17 protein-coding genes are annotated in these 19,087 nt (G+C 66.1%); 13 read left to right on the forward strand and 4 right to left on the reverse strand.

Annotated features, from left to right (window positions below):
* Positions 1-58 precede the first annotated feature (58 nt).
* Positions 59-493, forward strand: coding sequence for a DUF488 domain-containing protein (locus DM480_RS13715; RefSeq protein WP_115379873.1), 435 nt, complete (start codon positions 59-61; stop codon positions 491-493).
* Here the strand turns inward: DM480_RS13715 and DM480_RS13720 are convergent.
* From DM480_RS13720 to DM480_RS13730, 3 genes are read right to left on the reverse strand one after another with little or no spacing between them, the layout of a single operon-like run.
* Positions 484-2,262 (reverse strand): cation:proton antiporter domain-containing protein, encoded by a 1,779-nt coding sequence (locus DM480_RS13720; protein ID WP_115379875.1) that lies wholly within the window; start codon positions 2,260-2,262, stop codon positions 484-486. The two genes, DM480_RS13715 and DM480_RS13720, sit on opposite strands and share 10 nt — an antisense overlap.
* A gap of 39 nt (positions 2,263-2,301) precedes the next feature.
* The gene (locus tag DM480_RS13725) at positions 2,302-2,913 is read right to left on the reverse strand and encodes a DUF1203 domain-containing protein (protein WP_232834010.1); all 612 of its coding nucleotides are present in this window, start codon (positions 2,911-2,913) and stop codon (positions 2,302-2,304) included.
* 30 nt (positions 2,914-2,943) lie between these two features.
* Positions 2,944-4,164: an NADP-dependent isocitrate dehydrogenase gene (locus tag DM480_RS13730; protein ID WP_115379877.1), complete on the reverse strand. Its 1,221-nt coding sequence runs from the start codon at positions 4,162-4,164 to the stop codon at positions 2,944-2,946.
* Positions 4,165-4,351: 187 nt separating this feature from the next.
* On the opposite strand from DM480_RS13730, the gene DM480_RS13735 reads away from it, so the two are divergent.
* Both DM480_RS13735 and DM480_RS13740 read left to right on the forward strand, forming a co-directional pair.
* Positions 4,352-5,083: a phosphatidylserine decarboxylase gene (locus DM480_RS13735; protein ID WP_115379879.1), complete on the forward strand. Its 732-nt coding sequence runs from the start codon at positions 4,352-4,354 to the stop codon at positions 5,081-5,083.
* A 65-nt stretch (positions 5,084-5,148) separates the two neighbouring features.
* Positions 5,149-5,913 carry a CDP-alcohol phosphatidyltransferase family protein gene (locus tag DM480_RS13740; protein ID WP_115381371.1) on the forward strand — a complete coding sequence of 255 codons (765 nt, stop codon included), beginning with the start codon at positions 5,149-5,151 and terminating at the stop codon, positions 5,911-5,913.
* Here the strand turns inward: DM480_RS13740 and DM480_RS13745 are convergent.
* On the reverse strand, positions 5,852-6,088 hold the full coding sequence (locus tag DM480_RS13745) for a hypothetical protein (protein ID WP_115379881.1): 237 nt from the start codon (positions 6,086-6,088) through the stop codon (positions 5,852-5,854). The genes DM480_RS13740 and DM480_RS13745 overlap by 62 nt on opposite strands.
* Positions 6,089-6,403: 315 nt before the next feature.
* On the opposite strand from DM480_RS13745, the gene rpsB reads away from it, so the two are divergent.
* The 10 genes from rpsB (at position 6,404) to bamA (ending at position 19,083) form a co-directional block, all read left to right on the forward strand.
* Positions 6,404-7,216, forward strand: coding sequence for a 30S ribosomal protein S2 (gene rpsB, locus DM480_RS13750; protein ID WP_115379883.1), 813 nt, complete (start codon positions 6,404-6,406; stop codon positions 7,214-7,216).
* Positions 7,217-7,310: 94 nt separating this feature from the next.
* Complete coding sequence (tsf, locus tag DM480_RS13755) at positions 7,311-8,252, forward strand: translation elongation factor Ts (RefSeq protein ID WP_115379886.1); 942 nt, start codon at positions 7,311-7,313, stop codon at positions 8,250-8,252.
* A 191-nt stretch (positions 8,253-8,443) separates the two neighbouring features.
* A complete protein-coding gene (locus DM480_RS13760; RefSeq protein ID WP_232834011.1) occupies positions 8,444-10,876 on the forward strand; it encodes a TonB-dependent receptor in 2,433 nt (810 codons plus the stop codon).
* A gap of 175 nt (positions 10,877-11,051) precedes the next feature.
* Positions 11,052-11,783, forward strand: coding sequence for a UMP kinase (pyrH, locus tag DM480_RS13765; protein WP_115379888.1), 732 nt, complete (start codon positions 11,052-11,054; stop codon positions 11,781-11,783).
* Positions 11,784-11,786: 3 nt separating this feature from the next.
* On the forward strand, positions 11,787-12,344 hold the full coding sequence (frr, locus tag DM480_RS13770) for a ribosome recycling factor (protein ID WP_115379890.1): 558 nt from the start codon (positions 11,787-11,789) through the stop codon (positions 12,342-12,344).
* Positions 12,345-12,417: 73 nt separating this feature from the next.
* The gene (locus DM480_RS13775; RefSeq protein WP_198665842.1) at positions 12,418-13,155 is read left to right on the forward strand and encodes an isoprenyl transferase; all 738 of its coding nucleotides are present in this window, start codon (positions 12,418-12,420) and stop codon (positions 13,153-13,155) included.
* A gap of 44 nt (positions 13,156-13,199) precedes the next feature.
* On the forward strand, positions 13,200-13,961 hold the full coding sequence (locus tag DM480_RS13780) for a phosphatidate cytidylyltransferase (protein WP_115381375.1): 762 nt from the start codon (positions 13,200-13,202) through the stop codon (positions 13,959-13,961).
* Positions 13,958-15,133 (forward strand): 1-deoxy-D-xylulose-5-phosphate reductoisomerase, encoded by a 1,176-nt coding sequence (locus DM480_RS13785; RefSeq protein ID WP_115379894.1) that lies wholly within the window; start codon positions 13,958-13,960, stop codon positions 15,131-15,133. The genes DM480_RS13780 and DM480_RS13785 overlap by 4 nt, the downstream gene beginning before the upstream one ends.
* The gene (gene rseP, locus DM480_RS13790; protein WP_198665843.1) at positions 15,130-16,263 is read left to right on the forward strand and encodes an RIP metalloprotease RseP; all 1,134 of its coding nucleotides are present in this window, start codon (positions 15,130-15,132) and stop codon (positions 16,261-16,263) included. Before DM480_RS13785 ends, rseP begins: the two co-directional genes overlap by 4 nt.
* 69 nt (positions 16,264-16,332) lie before the next feature.
* On the forward strand, positions 16,333-19,083 hold the full coding sequence (gene bamA / locus DM480_RS13795; protein ID WP_115379896.1) for an outer membrane protein assembly factor BamA: 2,751 nt from the start codon (positions 16,333-16,335) through the stop codon (positions 19,081-19,083).
* The last annotated feature ends 4 nt before the right edge of the window (positions 19,084-19,087 follow it).

Raw genomic sequence — 19,087 nt, forward strand, 5'->3', positions numbered from 1 at the left:
TATCGAAAGGGAAACGCGCCCCTTAGCGGCTAGGTGCGCGGATGCCTATATCGCGGGCATGACGACGATCTATACCATCGGCTACGAAGGCGCGACGATGCCCGATTTTCTTGCGGCGCTGACGCAGGCGGGCGTCCGCCGCGTTATCGACGTCCGCGCGCTGCCTTCCTCGCGCCGCCCGGGCTTCTCCAAAACGCCGCTCGCCGCCAGCCTGAAAGAGGCTGGGATCGACTATGTTCACCTGAAAGCGCTCGGCACGCCGAAGCGCGGCCGCGATGCGGCGAAGAAGGGCGACGTCGCGACGTTGCGCGAAGTCTATGAGACGCAGCTTGGATTGCCGGAGGCAGAGGCTGCGGCGGCGGTGATGCTCGACCTTGTCGCCGATACGCCCAGCGCCTTGCTGTGTTACGAACGCGAGCCCGGCCATTGCCACCGCACGCTCCTCCTCACCGCGGTCGCAGGCGGCGCGACCGTCGTCGACCTTTACGCCTGACCCGGCGGCAGGTCGCCCATCCGTCGAACACGCCGGATGCGCGGCTCGCGATCCATCGCGGCCGCCTCGCGGATCGACTGGCGCAGTTCGTCGCGCTTTTCGTGGATGGAGGCGATGACGGGCCCCATCGCGACGCCCAGATCGACCAGCACCGCCTCGGACAGCTGCAGCGAGCTCTCCAGCGTCTCCGGTACCGCATCGGTCACCCCAGCGCGATATAGCTCTGCGGCATGCTCGGGGTCGCGCGCGCGCGCAATGATCGGCAGGTCGGGCGCGATCGCGCGCATCCGCCGCGTCAGCCGCGCGGTCAGCACCGGATCGTCCATCGTCAGGATCAGCGCGCGGGCGTTGGCGATGCCCAGCCGCTCGACCAGCTCCGCGCGGGCGATATCGCCGAACACGATCGGATAGCCCGCTGCGCGCGCCTCCTTCATCGCATCGATATCCGCCTCGACCGCAACGAACGTCTGGCCATGGACCGTCAGCAGGTCGGCGACCATGCGCCCGACCCGGCCGAAGCCGATGATGATCGCGCCGCCCGCTTCCGGCTCCGGCGCCTGCGGCTCGCCGCGCCGGTCGATGCGCCGCGCGAACACCTGTCCGGCGCGCGCCAGCAATGGCGTGATCGTCAGGCCGATCGCGGTTACCGTCTGCCAGAACGCGGCGGTCTGCGCGGTGATAAGCTGCGCCTGCGTCGCGGTGGCGAGCACGATCAGCGTGGTTTCGGACGGACTGCCCATCAACAGCCCGGTTTCCACCGCCAGCCCGCGCCGCGCCTGCGCGACGCGCAGCAGCAGATACGTCACCACCGCCTTGATCACCACGACGCCGGCAACCGCGGCGACCAGCGCGGGCCAGTTGGCGAGAATCTGGCGCAGGTCGACGCTCATCCCGACGGTGATCAGGAACACGCCGAGCGCGAGGCCCTTGAACGGCGCGGTCACCACCTCGACCTCGGTATGATATTCGGTCTCGGCGATCAGCAGACCGGCAAGCAGCGCGCCGACGATCGGCGACAAGCCTGCGGCGGTCGTCGCGACGCTTGCGACGATGACGACGAGCAAGGCGGCGGCGAGGAACAGTTCCGGGCTCTTTGTCCGCGCGGCCTGCGCGAACAGGCGTGGCAGGAAGAAGCGCCCGCCGATGTAGATGGCGGCGACCGTCGCGAGCCCACGCCCCGCGACGCCCGCGATCCCCACCCAGCCTTCGTCGCTGGCGGTCGGCGCCATCGCGCCCAGCGCGAAGATGATCGGCACCAGCGCCAGATCCTCGAACAACAGCATCGCGAATGCGCCGCGTCCGACCGGGCTGGTCGTGCCGACCAGCGGCAGCACCAGCGCCGTTGACGATAGCGCGAGCGCCAGGCCGAGCCCTGCCGCGCCCGCCCAGGGCTGGCCGAGAAGATGCAGCCCGATGCCGATCAGCAACGCAGAGCCGAGGAGCTCCGCAGGGCCCGTTCCGAACACCTGCCTGCGCAATCCCCACAACCGACGGAACGACAGCTCCAGTCCGATCGAGAACAGCAGCATGACGATGCCGAATTCCGCAAAGGGTTCGATCGAATGCGGGTTGGAGATGGTGACGTAGTAAAGCCACGGCAGCTGCGGCACGAGGCTGCCGAGCCCCGCCGGGCCGACGAGCATGCCGACCAGGATGAAGCCGATGACCGGGCTGACCTTGAACCGGGCGAAGGCCGGGATCACCAGCCCCGCCGCGCCCAGGATCACCAGCGTGTCGGAAAACCCAGCATTGTCGAGACCGATCGCCATGACAACACGTGTAGGCAATCGACCGCCGCCTTGTCGCCCTCAATCCGCCCCGTCGTTCAAAAGATCGGCGGTGGCCCGCTCGATCCGCGCGGCATAACATCCCCGCACGGCGTAATGAGCGTGGAGATAGGCGACGGCGGGGTCCGCGAACAGCCGTTCGATCGCTGCTTGTAGAACGGCGCCGTCGCTCAGCGCGGCGTCCGTCATCTCACCGCGCCCGTCGAACGCGCGCAGAGAGATCGGCCGGCGCCGCAATGCCTCGGGGATCGCGTCGACCATGTCGGCGCGGTGTGACGACGTCTCGCCGACGAAGATCGCGTGGCTCGCCCGGTATGCCGTGTCTGCGGGCTGATGCGTATAGTTGATCAGGATCGCGGTTTCGCCGACCGCCAGATCGCGGAGGGCGATGCGATCGGGGTAGCCGGGCATCGCATCGACGATGCAACGGCGGGCGCCACACGCCACCAGCTCGTTCTGAGACAGGCGGAACAGCGGACGAAATGGTGCCGGGTCGAGCCCCAGGATGCGAAAAGCCACGCCTATCTCCTTCATGCAGGAGGGCGGGGATGAGCGGTTATCGTGCGAAAGACGTCCCGCGGCTTGCGATTGAACACGCGCTGGCAAGAAAAAGGGCGCGGCCTGTGCGGCCACGCCCTTCTTCGTCCAAGATCGAACCGGCGATCAGGCCCAGCTGGCCATCTTCGTTTCCAGGTTCGACCGCACCGCCTCGAAGAACTGCTCGGTGGTCATCCACGGCTGGTCCGGGCCGATCAGGATTGCGAGATCCTTGGTCATCTGGCCGTTCTCGACGCACTCGATACAGACTCGCTCCAGCGTCTCGGCGAAGCGGACGACGTCGGGCGTGTCGTCGAACTTGCCACGATACTTCAGGCCGCCGGTCCAGGCAAAGATCGACGCGATCGGGTTGGTCGACGTCGCCTTGCCCTGCTGGTGCTGGCGATAGTGGCGCGTGACGGTGCCGTGCGCGGCTTCCGCTTCGACGGTCTTGCCGTCCGGGGTAAGCAGCACGGAGGTCATCAGACCGAGGCTGCCGAAGCCTTGCGCGACCTGATCCGACTGGACGTCGCCGTCATAGTTCTTGCACGCCCAGACGAACTCGCCGTTCCACTTCAGCGCCGATGCGACCATGTCGTCGATCAGGCGGTGTTCGTAGACGATGCCCGCTTCCTTGAACTTGTCCTTGAACTCGGCCTCGAACACCTCGGCGAACAGGTCCTTGAAGCGGCCGTCATAGGCCTTGAGGATCGTGTTCTTGGTCGACAGGTACACCGGCCACTTGAGGTTGAGGCCATAATGCATCGACGCGCGCGCGAAATCGCGGATCGAATCGTCGAGGTTGTACATCCCCATCGCGACGCCCGACGAGGGGAACTGGAACACCTCTTCGTCGATCAGCGTGCCGTCCTCGCCCTCGAACACCAGGCGCAGCTTGCCCGGGCCGGGGACGCGGAAATCGGTCGCCTTGTACTGGTCGCCGAACGCATGACGGCCGACGACGATCGGGTGGGTCCAGCCCGGGATCAGGCGGGGGACGTTCTTGATGACGATCGGTTCGCGGAAGACGACGCCGCCCAGGATGTTGCGGATCGTGCCGTTCGGCGACTTCCACATCTTCTTCAGGCCGAATTCCTCGACGCGCTGCTCGTCGGGGGTGATCGTCGCGCACTTCACGGCGACGCCATACTTCTGCGTCGCGCGCGCCGCGTCGACCGTCACCTTGTCCTCGGTCGCGTCGCGATGCTCGATACCCAGGTCGTAATAGTCGAGTTCGATATCGAGGTACGGCTTGATCAAGCGCTCGCGGATCCATTCCCAGATGATCCGCGTCATTTCGTCGCCGTCGATCTCCACGACGGGCGTGTTCACCTTGATCTTCGCCATGCTTCGCGCTTCCTGCTGAGGGGGATTTGCGGTCCGTCTAGGCAGAAGCGGGCAGGGGATCAACCGGCGATACGCCTTCCGATCGCCATCCTCCACGCCGTGCCCGGATCGCGGCGGTTCGACGGAATGCGTGGTCAAACCGAAGCAAGATTGTGTTGCACGAAGGTCACGGTTACACCCGCATGCTATGTCTTCGCTTGAAAAGCCTCCCCATACGCCGCTGCCGACGACAACGGTGAAGTGGCGCTTCCCCGCGGTTCATCCAGAAGGGCACAAGTACGCCGCCATCGCCTTCGGCATCACCTTGCTCGCGACGATCGTCACCAAAGTGCTGTTCTGGCCGCTGCTCGGTGTCGTCATCTGGGTACTCACCTTCTTCCGGGATCCGGTCCGCACGACCCCAGCGGGCGACGGGCTGATCATCGCGCCGGCAGACGGACTGGTGACGATGATCCAGAAGGTGCCCGTGCCGCGCGAGCTGATCGCCGAACTGGGCGAGGCGCCGCTGACGCGCGTGTCGATCTTCATGTCGGTGTTCGATGTGCATATCAACCGCACGCCGATCGCGGGCACGATCCGCCAGGTCGTCTACATTTCCGGCAAGTTCCTGAATGCCGATCTCGACAAGGCGTCGGACGAGAACGAACGCCAGCACATCGTCGTCGAGGGTCGTGATGGCCGCCGCATCGGCTTTACGCAGATCGCCGGCCTCGTCGCGCGACGTATCGTTCCCTTCGTTAAACCCGGCGACATGGTCGCGACGGGCCAGCGGATCGGCTTGATCCGTTTCGGCAGCCGCGTCGATGTCTTCCTGCCCGACGACATCGTCCCGCAGGTCACGCTCGGTCAGCGATCGATCGCGGGCGAGACGGTGATCGGCCGGGTCGGCGGCATGCCGGTCAACGGGATCAGCCAGTGATCGACCGCGACGGGCCTGCGCGCCCGCGGCGTCCGATCCGCAGTCTGCGCCGTGTGCCCGGCGGCATGCCGCTCCGCGCAGTCGCCCCCAATGCGGTGACGGCGCTCGCGCTTTGCTCCGGTCTCAGCGGCGTCCGCTTCGCGATCGGCGGCGAATGGCAGAGCGCGGTGACGATGATCATGATCGCGGGCGTTCTCGACGGCATCGACGGCCGTATCGCCCGGTTGCTGCGCGGGGAAAGCCGCTTCGGTGCCGAGCTCGATTCGCTGTCGGACGCGATTTCGTTCGGCGTCGCGCCCGCCCTGATCATGTATCTCTGGTCGCTCGCTGCGGTGCCCAGGGTCGGGTGGATCTGTGCCCTCGTTTTCGCGGTCTTCTGCGCGCTACGGCTCGCCCGCTTCAACGCGCGGATCGACGTCGATGAACAGCCGCACAAATCGGCAGGCTTTTTAACGGGAATTCCTGCGCCCGCCGGCGCAGCGCTCGCCATGCTGCCACTCTACTTCTGGTTCTGGACCGACGAGCCGATCTTCGCCTCGCCCAAACTCGTCGGGCCGTGGATCGCGTTCATCGCGATCCTGATGGTGTCGAGCGTCGCGACCTTTTCGTGGAGCTCGTTCCGCCTGCGCCGGACGATCCGGTTCGAGGCGCTGGCCGGCGTGGTGTTCCTCGGCGCAGCGCTCGTATCGATGCCCTGGCACACGCTCTGCGTGCTGTGCCTCGGTTATCTGCTCAGTGTGCCGTTCAGCATCGCCAGCTACGCGCGGATCAAGCGGCTGCGCGCGAGCGGTGGGCGATCGTCGGCGCCGATGTCGACGCCCAGCGCCTGATGGCGATCCGACGTTCCACCGATGCGATGTGCGCGAGCGGCGTGAACGCGGGTTCGACATGCCCATCCATCATCCGCACGATGCGTTGCCATTTTGGCGCGATTGTCGCGACGATAACGCCGAACGACAGGGCCAACGCACCTGCAAAAATCAGAACGCTCACGATAGCAACCATGTTCGCCTCCCTGGCGCGCATTATCCTGTGGATAAGTACGCTCAACTGTCGTTCATACGGCAGGTTCCGACCGGCCGGGAAAATATCGCGATTTTTCAGCGGCTTTGCCGATAATCGCCGAATGTTCCGTCGAATGGCCCCTGTGTGATCGTTTTATGTTCTATTGATGTTCCCTTTGTCAAGCGTTGCGCTTTGTCCGGCGTTCGGTTAAGGGCCGCCCCCTCAACCCCGCATGGGAAGCAACATAGCCCGGTGCGTCGGCCTGGTCCGTACGTCATCCGCTTCCCAGAGGCTTAACCGGAAGGATCTATCCCTATGGCGGCTCCCGTCGTCACCATGCAGCAGCTCATTGAAACCGGCGCGCACTTCGGCCACCAGACGCATCGCTGGAATCCGAAGATGAAGCCGTATCTGTTCGGCGATCGCAACGGCGTTCACATCATCGATCTGTCGCAGACCGTGCCGCTCTTCGCGCGTGCGCTCGAATTCGTCTCGTCGACCGTCGCCGCGGGCGGCAAGGTGCTGTTCGTAGGCACCAAGCGCCAAGCGCAGGAAGCCGTCGCGGATTCGGCACGCCGCTCTGGCCAGCATTTCGTCAACCACCGCTGGCTGGGCGGCATGCTCACCAACTGGAAGACGATCAGCAACTCGATCAAGCGCCTCAAGAGCCTTGAGGAGCAGCTGTCGGGCGACACGCACGGCCTGACCAAGAAGGAAGTGCTGCAGCTGACGCGCGAGCGCGACAAGCTCGAGCTGTCGCTGGGCGGTATCCGCGATATGGGCGGCGTGCCCGACGTGATGTTCGTCATCGACGCCAACAAGGAAGAGCTGGCGATCAAGGAAGCCAACACGCTCGGCATCCCGGTCGTCGCGATCCTCGATTCGAACGTCTCGCCCGACGGCATCGCCTTCCCGGTTCCGGCGAACGACGACGCGAGCCGCGCGATCCGTCTGTATTGCGAAGCGATCGCGATCGCCGCGACCCGCGGCAACGTCGAGCAGCAGCAGCGCCGCGGCGTTGACCTGGGCGCGATGGAAGAAGCGCCGGTCGAGGAAGCCGTCGCCGTCCAGCCGGCCACCGAGGCTGCTGACGCTGCTGTCGAGGCCGAGCGTCAGATCGACGCGTAAGCCTTAGGACGTCACGGAACTTTCATGCGGGCGGGGCAGGGCGCGGGGCGCTCCGCCCCGCCCGCAACCACATTCGAACCAAGAGGATAGCAATATGGCCGATATTACCGCCGCGATGGTCAAGGACCTGCGCGAAAAGAGCGGCGCGGGCATGATGGACTGCAAGAAGGCGCTGAACGAGGCGAACGGCGACATGGACGCCGCGCTCGACTGGCTGCGCACCAAGGGCCTTGCCGCCGCGCAGAAGAAGTCGAGCCGCACTGCGGCCGAGGGCCTGGTCGGCGTCGCCGTTGCGGGGACCAAGGGCGCCGTCGTCGAGGTCAACTCCGAAACCGACTTCGTCGCGAAGAACGACCAGTTCCAGCAGTTCGTCCGCGACGTGACGCAGATCGCGCTCGCCAGCGCGAATGGCGGCGACGTCGAGGCGCTGAAGGGCGAGACGATGCCGTCGGGCGGCACCGTCGCCGACGTGCTGACCAACAACGTCGCGACGATCGGCGAGCATCAGTCGCTGCGCCGTGCAAAGCGCCTCGAGGTGTCGAAGGGCGCCGTCGTCAGCTACGTCCACAACCAGCAGTCGCCGGGCCTCGGCAAGATCGGCGTGCTCGTCGCGCTCGAATCGGAAGCGAATGACGACGCGCTGCAGGCGCTCGGCAAGCAGCTGGCGATGCACATCGCCGCCGCCTTCCCCAAGGCGCTGAACGAGGAAGACCTGGACGAGGCCGAGATCGAGCGCGAGCGCGCGATCGCGACCGAGAAGGCGGCCGAGAGCGGCAAGCCCGCCGACATCATCGCCAAGATGGTCGAAGGCTCGATCGCCAAGTTCCGCAAGGAGCATGCGCTGGTCAGCCAGCTGTTCGTCATGGACGGCAAGACCAAGATCAGCGACGTCGTTGCCAAGGCGGGCAAGGACGCCGGGGCCGAGATCAAGCTGGTCGACTATGTCCGTTTCCAGTTGGGTGAGGGGATTGAGAAGGAAGAGAGCGATTTCGCCGCCGAAGTCGCCGCCGCTTCGGGCGTACCGCAGAAGCAGTAAGCGGCCCTCTTCCCGACAAACTCCGCCAATCAGAAAGGGGCGTCGCGCATCGAGCGCGGCGCCCCTTTTTTGCGGCGTGGGCAGCTTGGACCGATTTGCAAATGATGCGGTGCAATATGCCCGCCATAAATACGTCACCGTAACGACCAACGCCCACCCTACCGGTCCGTCCCGAACCTGCATTGGGGGATATGGACGTGACCAAATTTGCGTTGCTCGCGAGCGCGGCGATGATCGGATGGACGGGGACCGCGGCGGCGCAGGTGGCGCCAATGGCCAATGCGGCGGCGACCGCGGATCAGGCGCAATCGTCCATCGTCGCGGACGATAGCGCGGCGCAGCAGGATGCGGGCGACATCGTCGTCCTCGGCTTCGGCGAAAGCCGTCAGGTGCAGACGGTGTCGGCGATCGACATGGAACGGCTGACCCCGGGCACCTCGCCGCTGAAGGCGATCGCCAAGCTGCCCGGCGTCAATTTCCAGTCGGCGGACGCGTTCGGCGCCTATGAATGGTCGACGCGGATCTCCTTGCGCGGCTTCAACCAGAACCAGCTCGGCTTCACGCTCGACGGCGTGCCGCTGGGCGACATGAGCTACGGCAACGTCAACGGCCTGCACATCAGCCGTGCGATCATCTCCGAAAACCTCGCCAGCACCACCGTCGCGCAGGGCGCGGGCGCGCTCGGCACCGCCTCGACCAGCAACCTCGGCGGCACGATCCAGTTCGTCAGCCGCAAGCCCGCCGACACGCTGGGCATCGCCGCGTCGGGCACCTATGGCAGCGACAATACCTGGCGCGGCTTCGCGCGGCTCGACACCGGCGATCTGGGCGGCGGGCTGAAGGGCTATATCAGCTACGGCTATCTCACCACCGACAAGTGGAAGGGCTTCGGCGCGCAGCGGCAGCATCAGGTCAATGCCAAGCTGATGGAGGATCTGGGCGAGCGCGGCAGCATCACCGCCTTCGTCAATTACTCGGACCGTCGCGAGAACGACTATCAGGATCTGAGCTACGACATCATCCGTCGGCGCGGCCTGAACGACGACAACATCTCGGACAATTACGCGCTCGCGCTGCAGATCGCGCGCGTCTACCAGAACCAGGCGACGCTCGCGGCCTATCAGGCGGCCAACAAGGGATCGTCGGTCGGCTATGTCGCGCCCTGGGCAGGCGCCGGCTTCACGCTGCCGAGCGGGTTCGGTACCGTGGACGACGCCTATTACGACGCGGCTGGCCTGCGTCGCGACTGGCTGGCGGGCGTGACGTTCGACGGTCGCCTTACCGACGCGCTGTCGATCGTCTCGACGACCTATTATCACCACAACAAGGGGCAGGGGTCGTGGATCACGCCCTATTCGCCCACCCCGGCAGGCGCGATCGGCGGCAACGGCCAACCGCTACCGCTCGCATCGACCGCCGCGTATAACTTCGCCTCGCCGCTCGGCTTCCGCACGACCGAATATGGCATCGACCGCGGCGGCAACCTGACCCGGCTGACGCTGGAGACGGGCGCGAACCGGCTGGAGGTCGGCGGCTGGTACGAAAGCAACAGCTTCACGCAGGCACGCCGCTTCTATGGCATGAGCAATGCGACGCCGGACCGCAACGCGCGCGATTTCCAGTCCAACCCCTATTTCACGCAGTGGAACGGCAAGTACGATACCGAGACGCTGCAATATTTCGTCGCCGATACGCTGAAGCTGGGCGCGCTGACGCTGAACGGCGGCTGGAAGGGGATGCGCGTCAAGAACCAGGCGAACCTGCTGACCGGCACGCTGGTCAACGGCAAGATCAAGGCGGAGGACTGGTTCCTGCCGCAGGTCGGCGCGGTGTTCGCATTGGGCGGCGGCGCGGAACTGTTCGCCAGCTATACCGAGAATATGCGCGCCTTCGTCTCGTCGGCAACGACGGGACCGTTCGCGACGACGCAGAGCGGCTTCAACGCGATCGCCAACACGCTGAAGCCCGAAACGTCGAAGACGATCGAGGGCGGCGCGCGCCTGCGCTCGGGCGGACTGCAGCTGTCGGCGGCGGGCTATTACATCGACTTCTCGAACCGCCTGCTCAGCTTCTCGAACGGTGCCGGAATCATCGGTAACCCGCCGACGCTCAACAACGCGGGCAGCGTCCACAGCTATGGTGCGGAGGTTTCGGCCTTCTACCGCATCGTTCGCCCGCTCACCATCTTCGCCAGCTACAGCTACAACAAGGCGACGTATGAGGACGACGTGCGCAACGCGGCCGGCGCGGTGCTGACCGCGACGGCGGGGAAGACGGTGGTCGATACGCCCGAACATATGGCGAAGGGCGAAATCGTCTACGACGATGGCCGCTTCTTCGCGCGCGGCGGTGTCGACTATATGTCGAAGCGCTACTTCACCTATCTGAACGATCAGTCGGTGGCGGGGCGTGCGCTGGTCGATGCCAGCATCGGCTATCGCTTCGGCGAGACGGGCGGCGGCGTGCTGCGCGGCTTCGCGATCGAGGGCAGCGTGACCAACCTGACCGACAAGAAGTATATCTCGACGATCGGGTCGAACGGTTACACCGCCAGCGGCGACAACCAGACCCTGCTCGCCGGCGCGCCGCGGCAGTTCTTCGTGACGGTGCGTACCGGTTTCTGATCGCCCGGACACGGGACCGGAGAGGGGGGCGTCGCCTGGTAGGCGGCGCCCCTTTTCGTGCGTGTCGCCTGCACCGAAAACACACAGAGGCGCGCGCGCAGGGACGGTTGCTCCGCCGCGCCTCTCCGCCTAAGGTCCGCGCCGCCCCCTCCCCGCAAAAGACCCCAAGGACCTCATGAGCCCCGCGCCGCGCTTCAAACGCATCCTGTTGAAATTGTCCGGCGAAGTGCTGATGGGCGACGGCGGCGGTCTCGCGATCGATCCGACCGTCACCGCGCGGGTTGCCGAAGAGATCGCCGATGTGAAGGCGCAAGGGTTCGAGCTGTGCATCGTCGTCGGTGGCGGCAACATCTTCCGCGGCATTTCCGGCGCGGCGCGCGGGATGGAGCGCGCGACGGGCGATTACATGGGCATGCTCGCGACCGTGATGAACGCGCTCGCGGTGCAGAATGCGCTCGAGCAGATCGGCGTGGAAACCCGCGTCCAGTCCGCGATCCCGATGTCGTCGGTGTGCGAGCCCTTCATCCGCCGTCGCGCGATGCGGCACCTGGAAAAGGGGCGGATCGTGATCTTCGCCGCGGGCGTCGGCTCGCCGTTCTTCACGACCGATTCAGGCGCCGCGCTGCGCGCCGCCGAGATGAACTGCGACGCTCTGTTCAAGGGCACCAGCGTCGACGGCGTCTATAACGCCGACCCCAAGAAGGACGCGAACGCGCAGCGTTACGCCACGGTCAGCTACGACACGGTGCTCGCCGACAATCTCAAGGTGATGGACGCGAGCGCGGTGGCGCTGTGTCGCGATTCGAATATCCCGATCGTCGTCTTCAACATTCGCGAGCATGGCAATTTCGCCGCCGTGCTGCACGGAGAGGGCGTGTCGACGGTCGTGCAGAAGGAAACGGAGTAACCCATGGCCGCCTACGACAAGTCCGATCTCGAGCGCCGCATGGCCGGCGCGGTCGAATCGCTGAAGCACGATCTCAATGGCCTGCGCACCGGTCGCGCCTCGACCGCGCTGCTCGATCCGGTGACGGTCGAGGTTTATGGCAGCCACATGCCGCTCAACCAGGTCGCGACCGTCTCCGCGCCGGAGCCGCGGATGCTGTCGGTGCAGGTGTGGGACAAGTCGAACGTCGGTCCGGTCGAAAAGGCGATCCGTTCGGCGGGCCTTGGCCTCAACCCGATCAACGACGGCCAGACGCTGCGTCTGCCGATCCCGGACCTGACCGAAGAGCGCCGCAAGGAACTCGCCAAGCTCGCCGGCAAGTACGCCGAGCAGGCGCGTATCGCCGTGCGCAACGTGCGCCGCGACGGCATGGACAGCCTGAAGACCGACGAGAAGAAGGGCGTGTTCAGCGAAGACGAGCGCAAGCGCCACGAGACCGAGGTGCAGAAGCTGACCGACGCGACGATCGCCGACCTCGATGCGGCGGCGGCGGCGAAGGAAAAGGAAATTCTCGGAAAGTGACGGGCAAACAGCCTTTGCTGTTTAGCGCATGCCGGGGGCATGCGCGGCCCGTCGCTCGTTCGGGAGCGATGGCATGAGCAGTGCTCCGATCCTCTCCAGCGTGCCGGTCACCATGGCCGTCCCGCGCCATGTCGCGATCATCATGGACGGCAACGGCCGCTGGGCGAAGGCCCGGCATCTGCCGCGCGTCGCCGGGCACAAGGCGGGGGTGGAGGCGGTGCGCCGCGTCACCCGCGCCGCGCGCGCGATGGGGATTGAGGCGCTGACGCTATACGCCTTCTCCTCGGAGAACTGGCGCCGGCCGGAGGAAGAGGTCGGCGCGTTGATGGGCCTGCTGCGCCTGTTCATCCGATCCGACCTTGCCGAACTGGTCGCGGAGAACGTGCGCCTTCGGATCATCGGCGATTACCGGCGGTTCGCACCCGATCTCGTCGCGATGGTGGACGATGCGGTCGCGCGCACCGCGGGGAACACTGGCCCGATCCTGGCGATCGCGCTCAATTACGGCTCGCAGGCGGAGCTCGTCGCCGCGACGCAGCGGCTGGCGGCGCGCGCCGCCGCGGGCGAGATCGATCCGGCCGCGATCACCCCGGCGGATATCGAGGCGGAACTCGATACCGCCGCATTGCCGCCGCTCGACCTCGTCATTCGCTCGTCGGGCGAGCAGCGGCTGTCGAACTTCCTGTTGTGGCAGGCGGCCTATGCCGAGCTGCTGTTCGTCGATACGCTGTGGCCGGACTTCGATGCGGACAGTCTGGCGGAGGCGGTCGCCGCCTTCGGCCGGCGCCAGCGGCGTTACGGCGGCCTGTGACCGCCCCCGACCAGCCGCCCGGCGGGCGGCGGCCGTCCGAATTGATGTTGCGCACGCTGACCGGGCTCGGCCTGATCGCGCTTGCGATGCTGTGCCTGACGCTCGGCGGCTTTCCCTTTTGGCTGCTGACCGCGGTGGCGGGCGTCTTCATGATGGCGGAGTGGAGCGACCTCAACGCCGCAACGCCGCGCGATAAGCGCCTCAGCCAGTTCGCGCTGTTCGCCGCGCTCGCGATCATGAGCCCGCTTGCCGCCGGCCCCAATTTCTTCGCGCTCGGCCTGCTCGTCGGGGTCTTCTTCTTCATCACGATCGTCACGCGCCGGCCGCAGCTTGGGGCAGGGGCGCTCTACGTTGGTCTGCCGATCTTCGCGCTGCTGCTGATCCGCCATCAGCAGCCGGACGGCATTGTTTACACGCTGTGGGCGCTGGCATTGGTATGGGCGACCGACATCGGCGCCTATTTCGCCGGGCGTGCGATCGGCGGACCGAAGCTCGCACCGACGATCAGCCCGAACAAGACCTGGGCCGGCCTGATCGGCGGCGTCGTCGCGGCGGCGCTGGTCGGGCTGGCGATGCATGTCGCCTACGGCCTGCCGCTGCGCCTGACGCTGGCGACGCCAATCCTTGCGGTGCTCGCGCAGGCGGGCGATCTGTACGAAAGCCACCTGAAGCGCCGCGCCGGCGTCAAGGATTCGGGCAGCATCATTCCCGGCCATGGCGGCGTGCTCGACCGGCTCGACGGGCTCGTCCCCGTCGCCCCCGTCGCCGCCTTGCTGGTCGTCCTTCCTGCATTGCTGGCGGCATGAAAACGATCAACATCCTCGGCGCGACCGGCTCGGTCGGTACCTCGACGCTCGATCTGATCGAGCGCGAGCCGGACCGGTTCCGCGTCCGCGCGCTGACCGCGAATTGCGACGTCGACCGGCTCGCCGCCGCGGCGATCCGCACCAATGCCGAACTGGCGGTCGTCGCGGACGAAACCTGCCTGCCGGCGCTGCGCGATGCCTTGTCGGGCACCGGTACGAAGGTGGCGGGCGGCCGCGAGGCGATCTGCGATGCCGCACGCGGCGCGGACTGGACGATGGGCGCGATCGTCGGCTGCGCCGGCCTCGGCCCGGTCATGGCGGCGATCGAGGATGGCGGCACCGTCGTTCTCGCCAACAAGGAGCCGCTGGTGTCCGCGGGCGAGGTGATCCTCGCCGCTGCCGCCAAATCCGGTGCGACTTTGCTGCCCGCCGACAGCGAGCATAATGCGATCTTCCAGTGCCTCGACACCGCGCGGCCCGATCGCGTCCGGCGCATCATCCTGACCGCCAGCGGCGGGCCGTTTCGCGACTGGTCGACCGACGCGATGCGCACCGTCACCCCGCAACAGGCGGTCGCGCATCCGAACTGGTCGATGGGCGCGAAGATCAGCGTCGACAGCGCGACGATGATGAACAAGGGGCTCGAACTGATCGAGGCCGCGCGCCTGTTCCCGGTGCCCGCCGACCGGATCGAGATCGTGCTGCACCGTCAGTCGGTGATTCATTCGATGGTCGATTACGTCGATGGATCGATGCTGGCGCAGCTCGGCCCCAGCGACATGCGCGTGCCGATCGCGCATACGCTCGCCTGGCCGGACCGGATGGCGACGCCGATGGCGCCGCTCGACCTCGTCCGGATCGGCAGGCTCGACTTCGAGGAAGCGGACCCGGTGCGCTTCCCCGCGCTGGCGCTGGCGCGGGCCGCGCTCGATGCGGGCGGCGCGCGGCCGGCGATCCTCAATGCGGCGAACGAGATCGCGGTCGCCGCCTTCCTGGCGAACCGGATCGGCTTCCTCGAAATTGCCGCAATCGTCGCCGATACGCTCGACAGGTTCGCGCCACCGCCGCCGGTCAGCCTCGACGACGTTCTCGCCATCGATGCCGAAGCGAGACGATTGGCGGAGGAGCTGATACGGGGGTACGGTTCGCGCGTTGAGGATTGCGTAGCTTGATCCAGTCTCCCGGCATCCTGTTGGCGATCGTCGCCTTTCTCTGTGCGATCGGGCCGCTCGTGTTCATCCACGAAATGGGCCATTACCTTGCCGGCCGGCTGTTCGGGGTGAAGGCGGAAGCCTTCTCGATCGGTTTCGGGCGCGAGGTCGCCGGCTTTACCGACCGGCGCGGCACGCGCTGGAAGTTCGGCTGGCTGCCGCTCGGCGGCTACGTACGTTTTGCCGGCGATATGAACCCCGCCAGCCAGCCCGATGCGGCCTGGCTGTCGCTGCCCGCCGCGGAGCGGATGCGCACCTTCCAGGCGAAACCCCTGTGGCAGCGCGCGGTCATCGTCGGCGCGGGGCCGGCGGTGAACCTGATCCTCGCGGTGCTGATCCTCGCCGGTTTTGCACATATCTACGGCGTCGACCGCACGCCGCCCGTCGTCGGCAGCGTCGTTGCCGGAGGGCCCGCAGCGAAGGCGGGGCTGGTCGCCGGCGACCGCATCGTCGCGATCGACGGGCGCGGGATCGACGCATTTTCCGACCTCGCGCGCTTCGCGCTGATCCGTCCGGCGCAGACCGTGACGGTGACGATAGCTCGCGGCGGCGTCGAGACGCAGCGGCCGCTGACGATCGGCACGGTCCACCAGCGCGACCGGTTCGGCAACGAATACCGCATCGGCCGAATCGGCATCGCCAGCGACGCGCCGGTGCTCGCCCCCGTCAGCCTGGTCGAGGCGCCGGTTGCAGGCGTGCGCATGACGGTGGACATCATCGGCGGCACGCTGGAGACGCTGGGCCAGATCATCAGCGGCCGCCGGTCGATCGACGAACTGGGCGGCCCGATCCGCATCGCGAAAATCTCCGGCGAGCAGATGGCCCTCGGTTTCCCCGCCTTCGTCTGGCTGGTCGCGATGCTGTCGATCAATCTGGGGTTCATCAACCTGCTGCCAGTGCCGATGCTCGATGGCGGCCATCTGTTCTTCTATGCGATCGAAGCAGTGCGCCGCCGTCCGCTCGAACCCCGCGTCCAGGAATGGGCGTTTCGCGGCGGGTTGGCGATGGTGCTTGCGCTGATGCTCGTCGTGACATTCAATGATTTGATCGCCGTTGGCCTTTGGCAACGGCTGGCCGGGTTGATCGGCTGAACCGCTTGGGGCAGGGCAGACGCCCGGGCCTTGTCGCCTGATGTATTTGGGGTGGGTTGAGTGACCGCGATGAAGAGTTCCAAGTTCGCGCAGACGGGTGCGCTGCTGCTGGCCGGCACCGTCCTGTCGGGCGTGCCCGCGCTGGCCCAGACCGCCCCGGGCAAGGCACCCGCCGCGGCCAAGGCTTCCGCCCCGGCAAGCACGACCGCGCAGGACGCGACGCCGGCGACCGCGACCGCCCAGCCGCAGCGGATCATCAAGACGCTGCGCGTCGAGGGATCGCAGCGGATCGAGCCCGAGACGGTGCTGTCCTACACCAAGCTGCGCGTCGGCATCCCCTACACCGCCGAAACGCTCGACCAGGCGCTGAAGGACCTGCAGGCGTCGGACCTGTTCGTCGATTACACGATATCCGGCGTCGAGACCGGCGACATCGTCGTCAAGGTCCGCGAGAATCCGATCATCAACCGCGTGATCCTCGAAGGGAACAAGGCGCTCAAGAGCGACAAGATCACCAAGGAGATCAAGCTCGCGCCGCGCCAGATCTTCACCCGCACCGCGGTGCGCCAGGATGTGGCGCGCATCATCGAACTGTATCGCCGCCAGGGCCGCTTCGCCGCGGTCGTCAATCCGCAGATGGTCAACCTCGACCAGAACCGGGTCGACGTGGTGTTCGACATCACCGAAGGGCCGAAATCCAAGGTCCGCCAGATCAACATCATCGGCAACGAGGTGTTCAGCGACGACAAGTTGCGCGGCGAGATGGCGACCAAACAGTCGCGCTGGTTCCGCCTGCTGTCGTCGAACACCAGCTACGATCAGGATCGCCTGAACTACGATCAGCAGAAGCTGCGCCAATTCTACCTGACGCAGGGCTATGCCGATTTCCGCGTGACGAGCGCGGTGGCGGAGCTGACGCCCGACAAGCGCGACTTCATCATCACCTACGTCGTCGAAGAGGGGAAGCGATACAAGTTCGGCGACGTAACGGTCGACAGCGAGATCCGCGACTTCGACAACAAGAAACTGGCCGCGTCGCTGCCGGTCAAGAAGGGCGAATGGTACAACGCCAAGCTGGTCGAGGATTCGCTCGACCAACTGAGCGAGGCTGCGGGCCTGTTCGGCTATGCGTTTACGCAGGTCGATCCCGAGTATAACCGCGACCCCGAAACGCTGACGATGGGTCTCAATTTCCACATCGGGCAGGCGCAGCGCACCTACGTCGAGCGGATCGAGATCAACGGCAACACGCAGACGCAGGACAAGGTCGTGCGCCGCGAAATCCGTCTGGCCGAAGGCGACGCGTTCAACAGCTTCCAGGTCAAGCGCTCGCAGGATCGCATCAACTCGCTGGGTTTCTTCCAGGACAAGATGGAGATCAAGCAGAACCCCGGTTCGTCGCCCGATCGTGTCGTCCTCGAAACCAACCTCGAGGAAAAGTCGACCGGCGAACTGCAGCTCTCGCTCGGCTATTCCAGCCTCGAACGGTTCATCGTTCAGGCGAACATCACGCAGCGCAATTTCCGCGGCAAGGGCCAGGAATTGCGCGCGGGCGTCAACTATTCCGTCTATTCGAAGTCGATTGAACTGGGCTTTACCGAACCGTATCTGTTCGACAAGAACGTCGCGGTCGCGGTCGACGTGTTCCGCCGCGACTATAATTCGTTCAATTATATCGGCACGCAGCGCCAGACGACCTATTCGCAGGTATCGACGGGTTTCCAGGTGCGCGCCGGCGTGCCGCTGACCGAATATTGGCAGCTGGCCGGGCGTTATGGCCTGTCTTACGATCAGGTCGGGCTCGACCAGGCGACCTATTTCACCAACGGCGTCTGCGATCCGTTGAAGGCCGGCCGCTACCTTTGCGAGGCGATCGGCAACCGCTGGACCTCGTCGATCGGCTATTCGCTGATCTATGACAGCCTCAACAGCCGCCTGCGTCCGACCGCGGGCCAGCGCTTCACCTTCAGCCAGGATTTCGCCGGCCTCGGCGGCGACGTGAAATATATCCGCACGCGCGCGGAAGGGTCGAAGTTCTGGGGCCTGGGCAAGGGCTTCGTCTTCTCGACGCTGGCAGAGGGCGGCTACATCAAGTCGCTCGAGGGCAGCCGCGGGCCGGGCATCGATCCGGTGCGCATCACCGATCGTTGGTATCTGGGCGAGCCGCAGTTCCGCGGCTTCGACATCCGCGGCGTCGGCCCGCGCGTGACGCGCCAGGCCTATACCACCGACGCCAACGGCAAGCAGGTGCTGGTCACCGACCGCAACCAGTTGGTCGACGACGCGCTGGGCGGCACGGCCTATTACCTCGCGCGTGCAGAACTCGAGCTGCCGCTGGGCGCGGGTGCGCGCGAACTCGGTCTGCGGCCATCGATCTACGTGCAGGCGGGCAGTCTGTGGGGCCTGACGCGTCCGTTGCCGACGGCGAGCTTCCCGACGATCACCGACGCCAACGGCAACGTCACGGTGTTGCCGATCCAACGCCTGCTGACCGATGCGTCGGGCAACCAGATCTATGTCGTGCCGTCGACCGCGACGGCGAACGCCGGCTTGGCCACGACCTGTTCGATCGGATACGCCGCGACGGTGGGCGCGCCCTGCGTCGGCAGCTCGACCAACAGCCTCGCCTACCAGTCGCCGATTGCTCCGTTCAAGGAAACCTATTACGGCTCGACGGCCCTGCCGCGCGTGTCCGTCGGTATCGGCGTCAACTGGAATTCGCCGTTTGGCCCGCTGCGCATCGATCTTGCCAAGGCGATCGTCAAGCAGCCGGGTGACGACCCCAAGCTCATCACCTTCAACGTAGGGACTCAGTTCTAATGAA

The organism is Sphingomonas sp. FARSPH, assembly GCF_003355005.1.
Lineage (GTDB): Bacteria > Pseudomonadota > Alphaproteobacteria > Sphingomonadales > Sphingomonadaceae > Sphingomonas.

What these genes read in the sequence shown, in the direction of transcription:
- DM480_RS13715 (WP_115379873.1), top strand. Translation starts at nt 59, where the DNA reads ATGACGACGATCTATACCATCGGCTACGAAGGCGCGACGATGCCCGAT.
- DM480_RS13720 (WP_115379875.1), bottom strand. Translation starts at nt 2,262, where the DNA reads ATGGCGATCGGTCTCGACAATGCTGGGTTTTCCGACACGCTGGTGATC.
- DM480_RS13730 (WP_115379877.1), bottom strand. Translation starts at nt 4,164, where the DNA reads ATGGCGAAGATCAAGGTGAACACGCCCGTCGTGGAGATCGACGGCGAC.
- DM480_RS13735 (WP_115379879.1), top strand. Translation starts at nt 4,352, where the DNA reads ATGTCTTCGCTTGAAAAGCCTCCCCATACGCCGCTGCCGACGACAACG.
- DM480_RS13740 (WP_115381371.1), top strand. Translation starts at nt 5,149, where the DNA reads ATGCCGCTCCGCGCAGTCGCCCCCAATGCGGTGACGGCGCTCGCGCTT.
- DM480_RS13745 (WP_115379881.1), bottom strand. Translation starts at nt 6,088, where the DNA reads ATGGTTGCTATCGTGAGCGTTCTGATTTTTGCAGGTGCGTTGGCCCTG.
- rpsB (WP_115379883.1), top strand. Translation starts at nt 6,404, where the DNA reads ATGGCGGCTCCCGTCGTCACCATGCAGCAGCTCATTGAAACCGGCGCG.
- tsf (WP_115379886.1), top strand. Translation starts at nt 7,311, where the DNA reads ATGGCCGATATTACCGCCGCGATGGTCAAGGACCTGCGCGAAAAGAGC.
- DM480_RS13760 (WP_232834011.1), top strand. Translation starts at nt 8,444, where the DNA reads ATGGACGTGACCAAATTTGCGTTGCTCGCGAGCGCGGCGATGATCGGA.
- pyrH (WP_115379888.1), top strand. Translation starts at nt 11,052, where the DNA reads ATGAGCCCCGCGCCGCGCTTCAAACGCATCCTGTTGAAATTGTCCGGC.
- frr (WP_115379890.1), top strand. Translation starts at nt 11,787, where the DNA reads ATGGCCGCCTACGACAAGTCCGATCTCGAGCGCCGCATGGCCGGCGCG.
- DM480_RS13775 (WP_198665842.1), top strand. Translation starts at nt 12,418, where the DNA reads ATGAGCAGTGCTCCGATCCTCTCCAGCGTGCCGGTCACCATGGCCGTC.
- DM480_RS13780 (WP_115381375.1), top strand. Translation starts at nt 13,200, where the DNA reads ATGTTGCGCACGCTGACCGGGCTCGGCCTGATCGCGCTTGCGATGCTG.
- DM480_RS13785 (WP_115379894.1), top strand. Translation starts at nt 13,958, where the DNA reads ATGAAAACGATCAACATCCTCGGCGCGACCGGCTCGGTCGGTACCTCG.
- bamA (WP_115379896.1), top strand. Translation starts at nt 16,333, where the DNA reads ATGAAGAGTTCCAAGTTCGCGCAGACGGGTGCGCTGCTGCTGGCCGGC.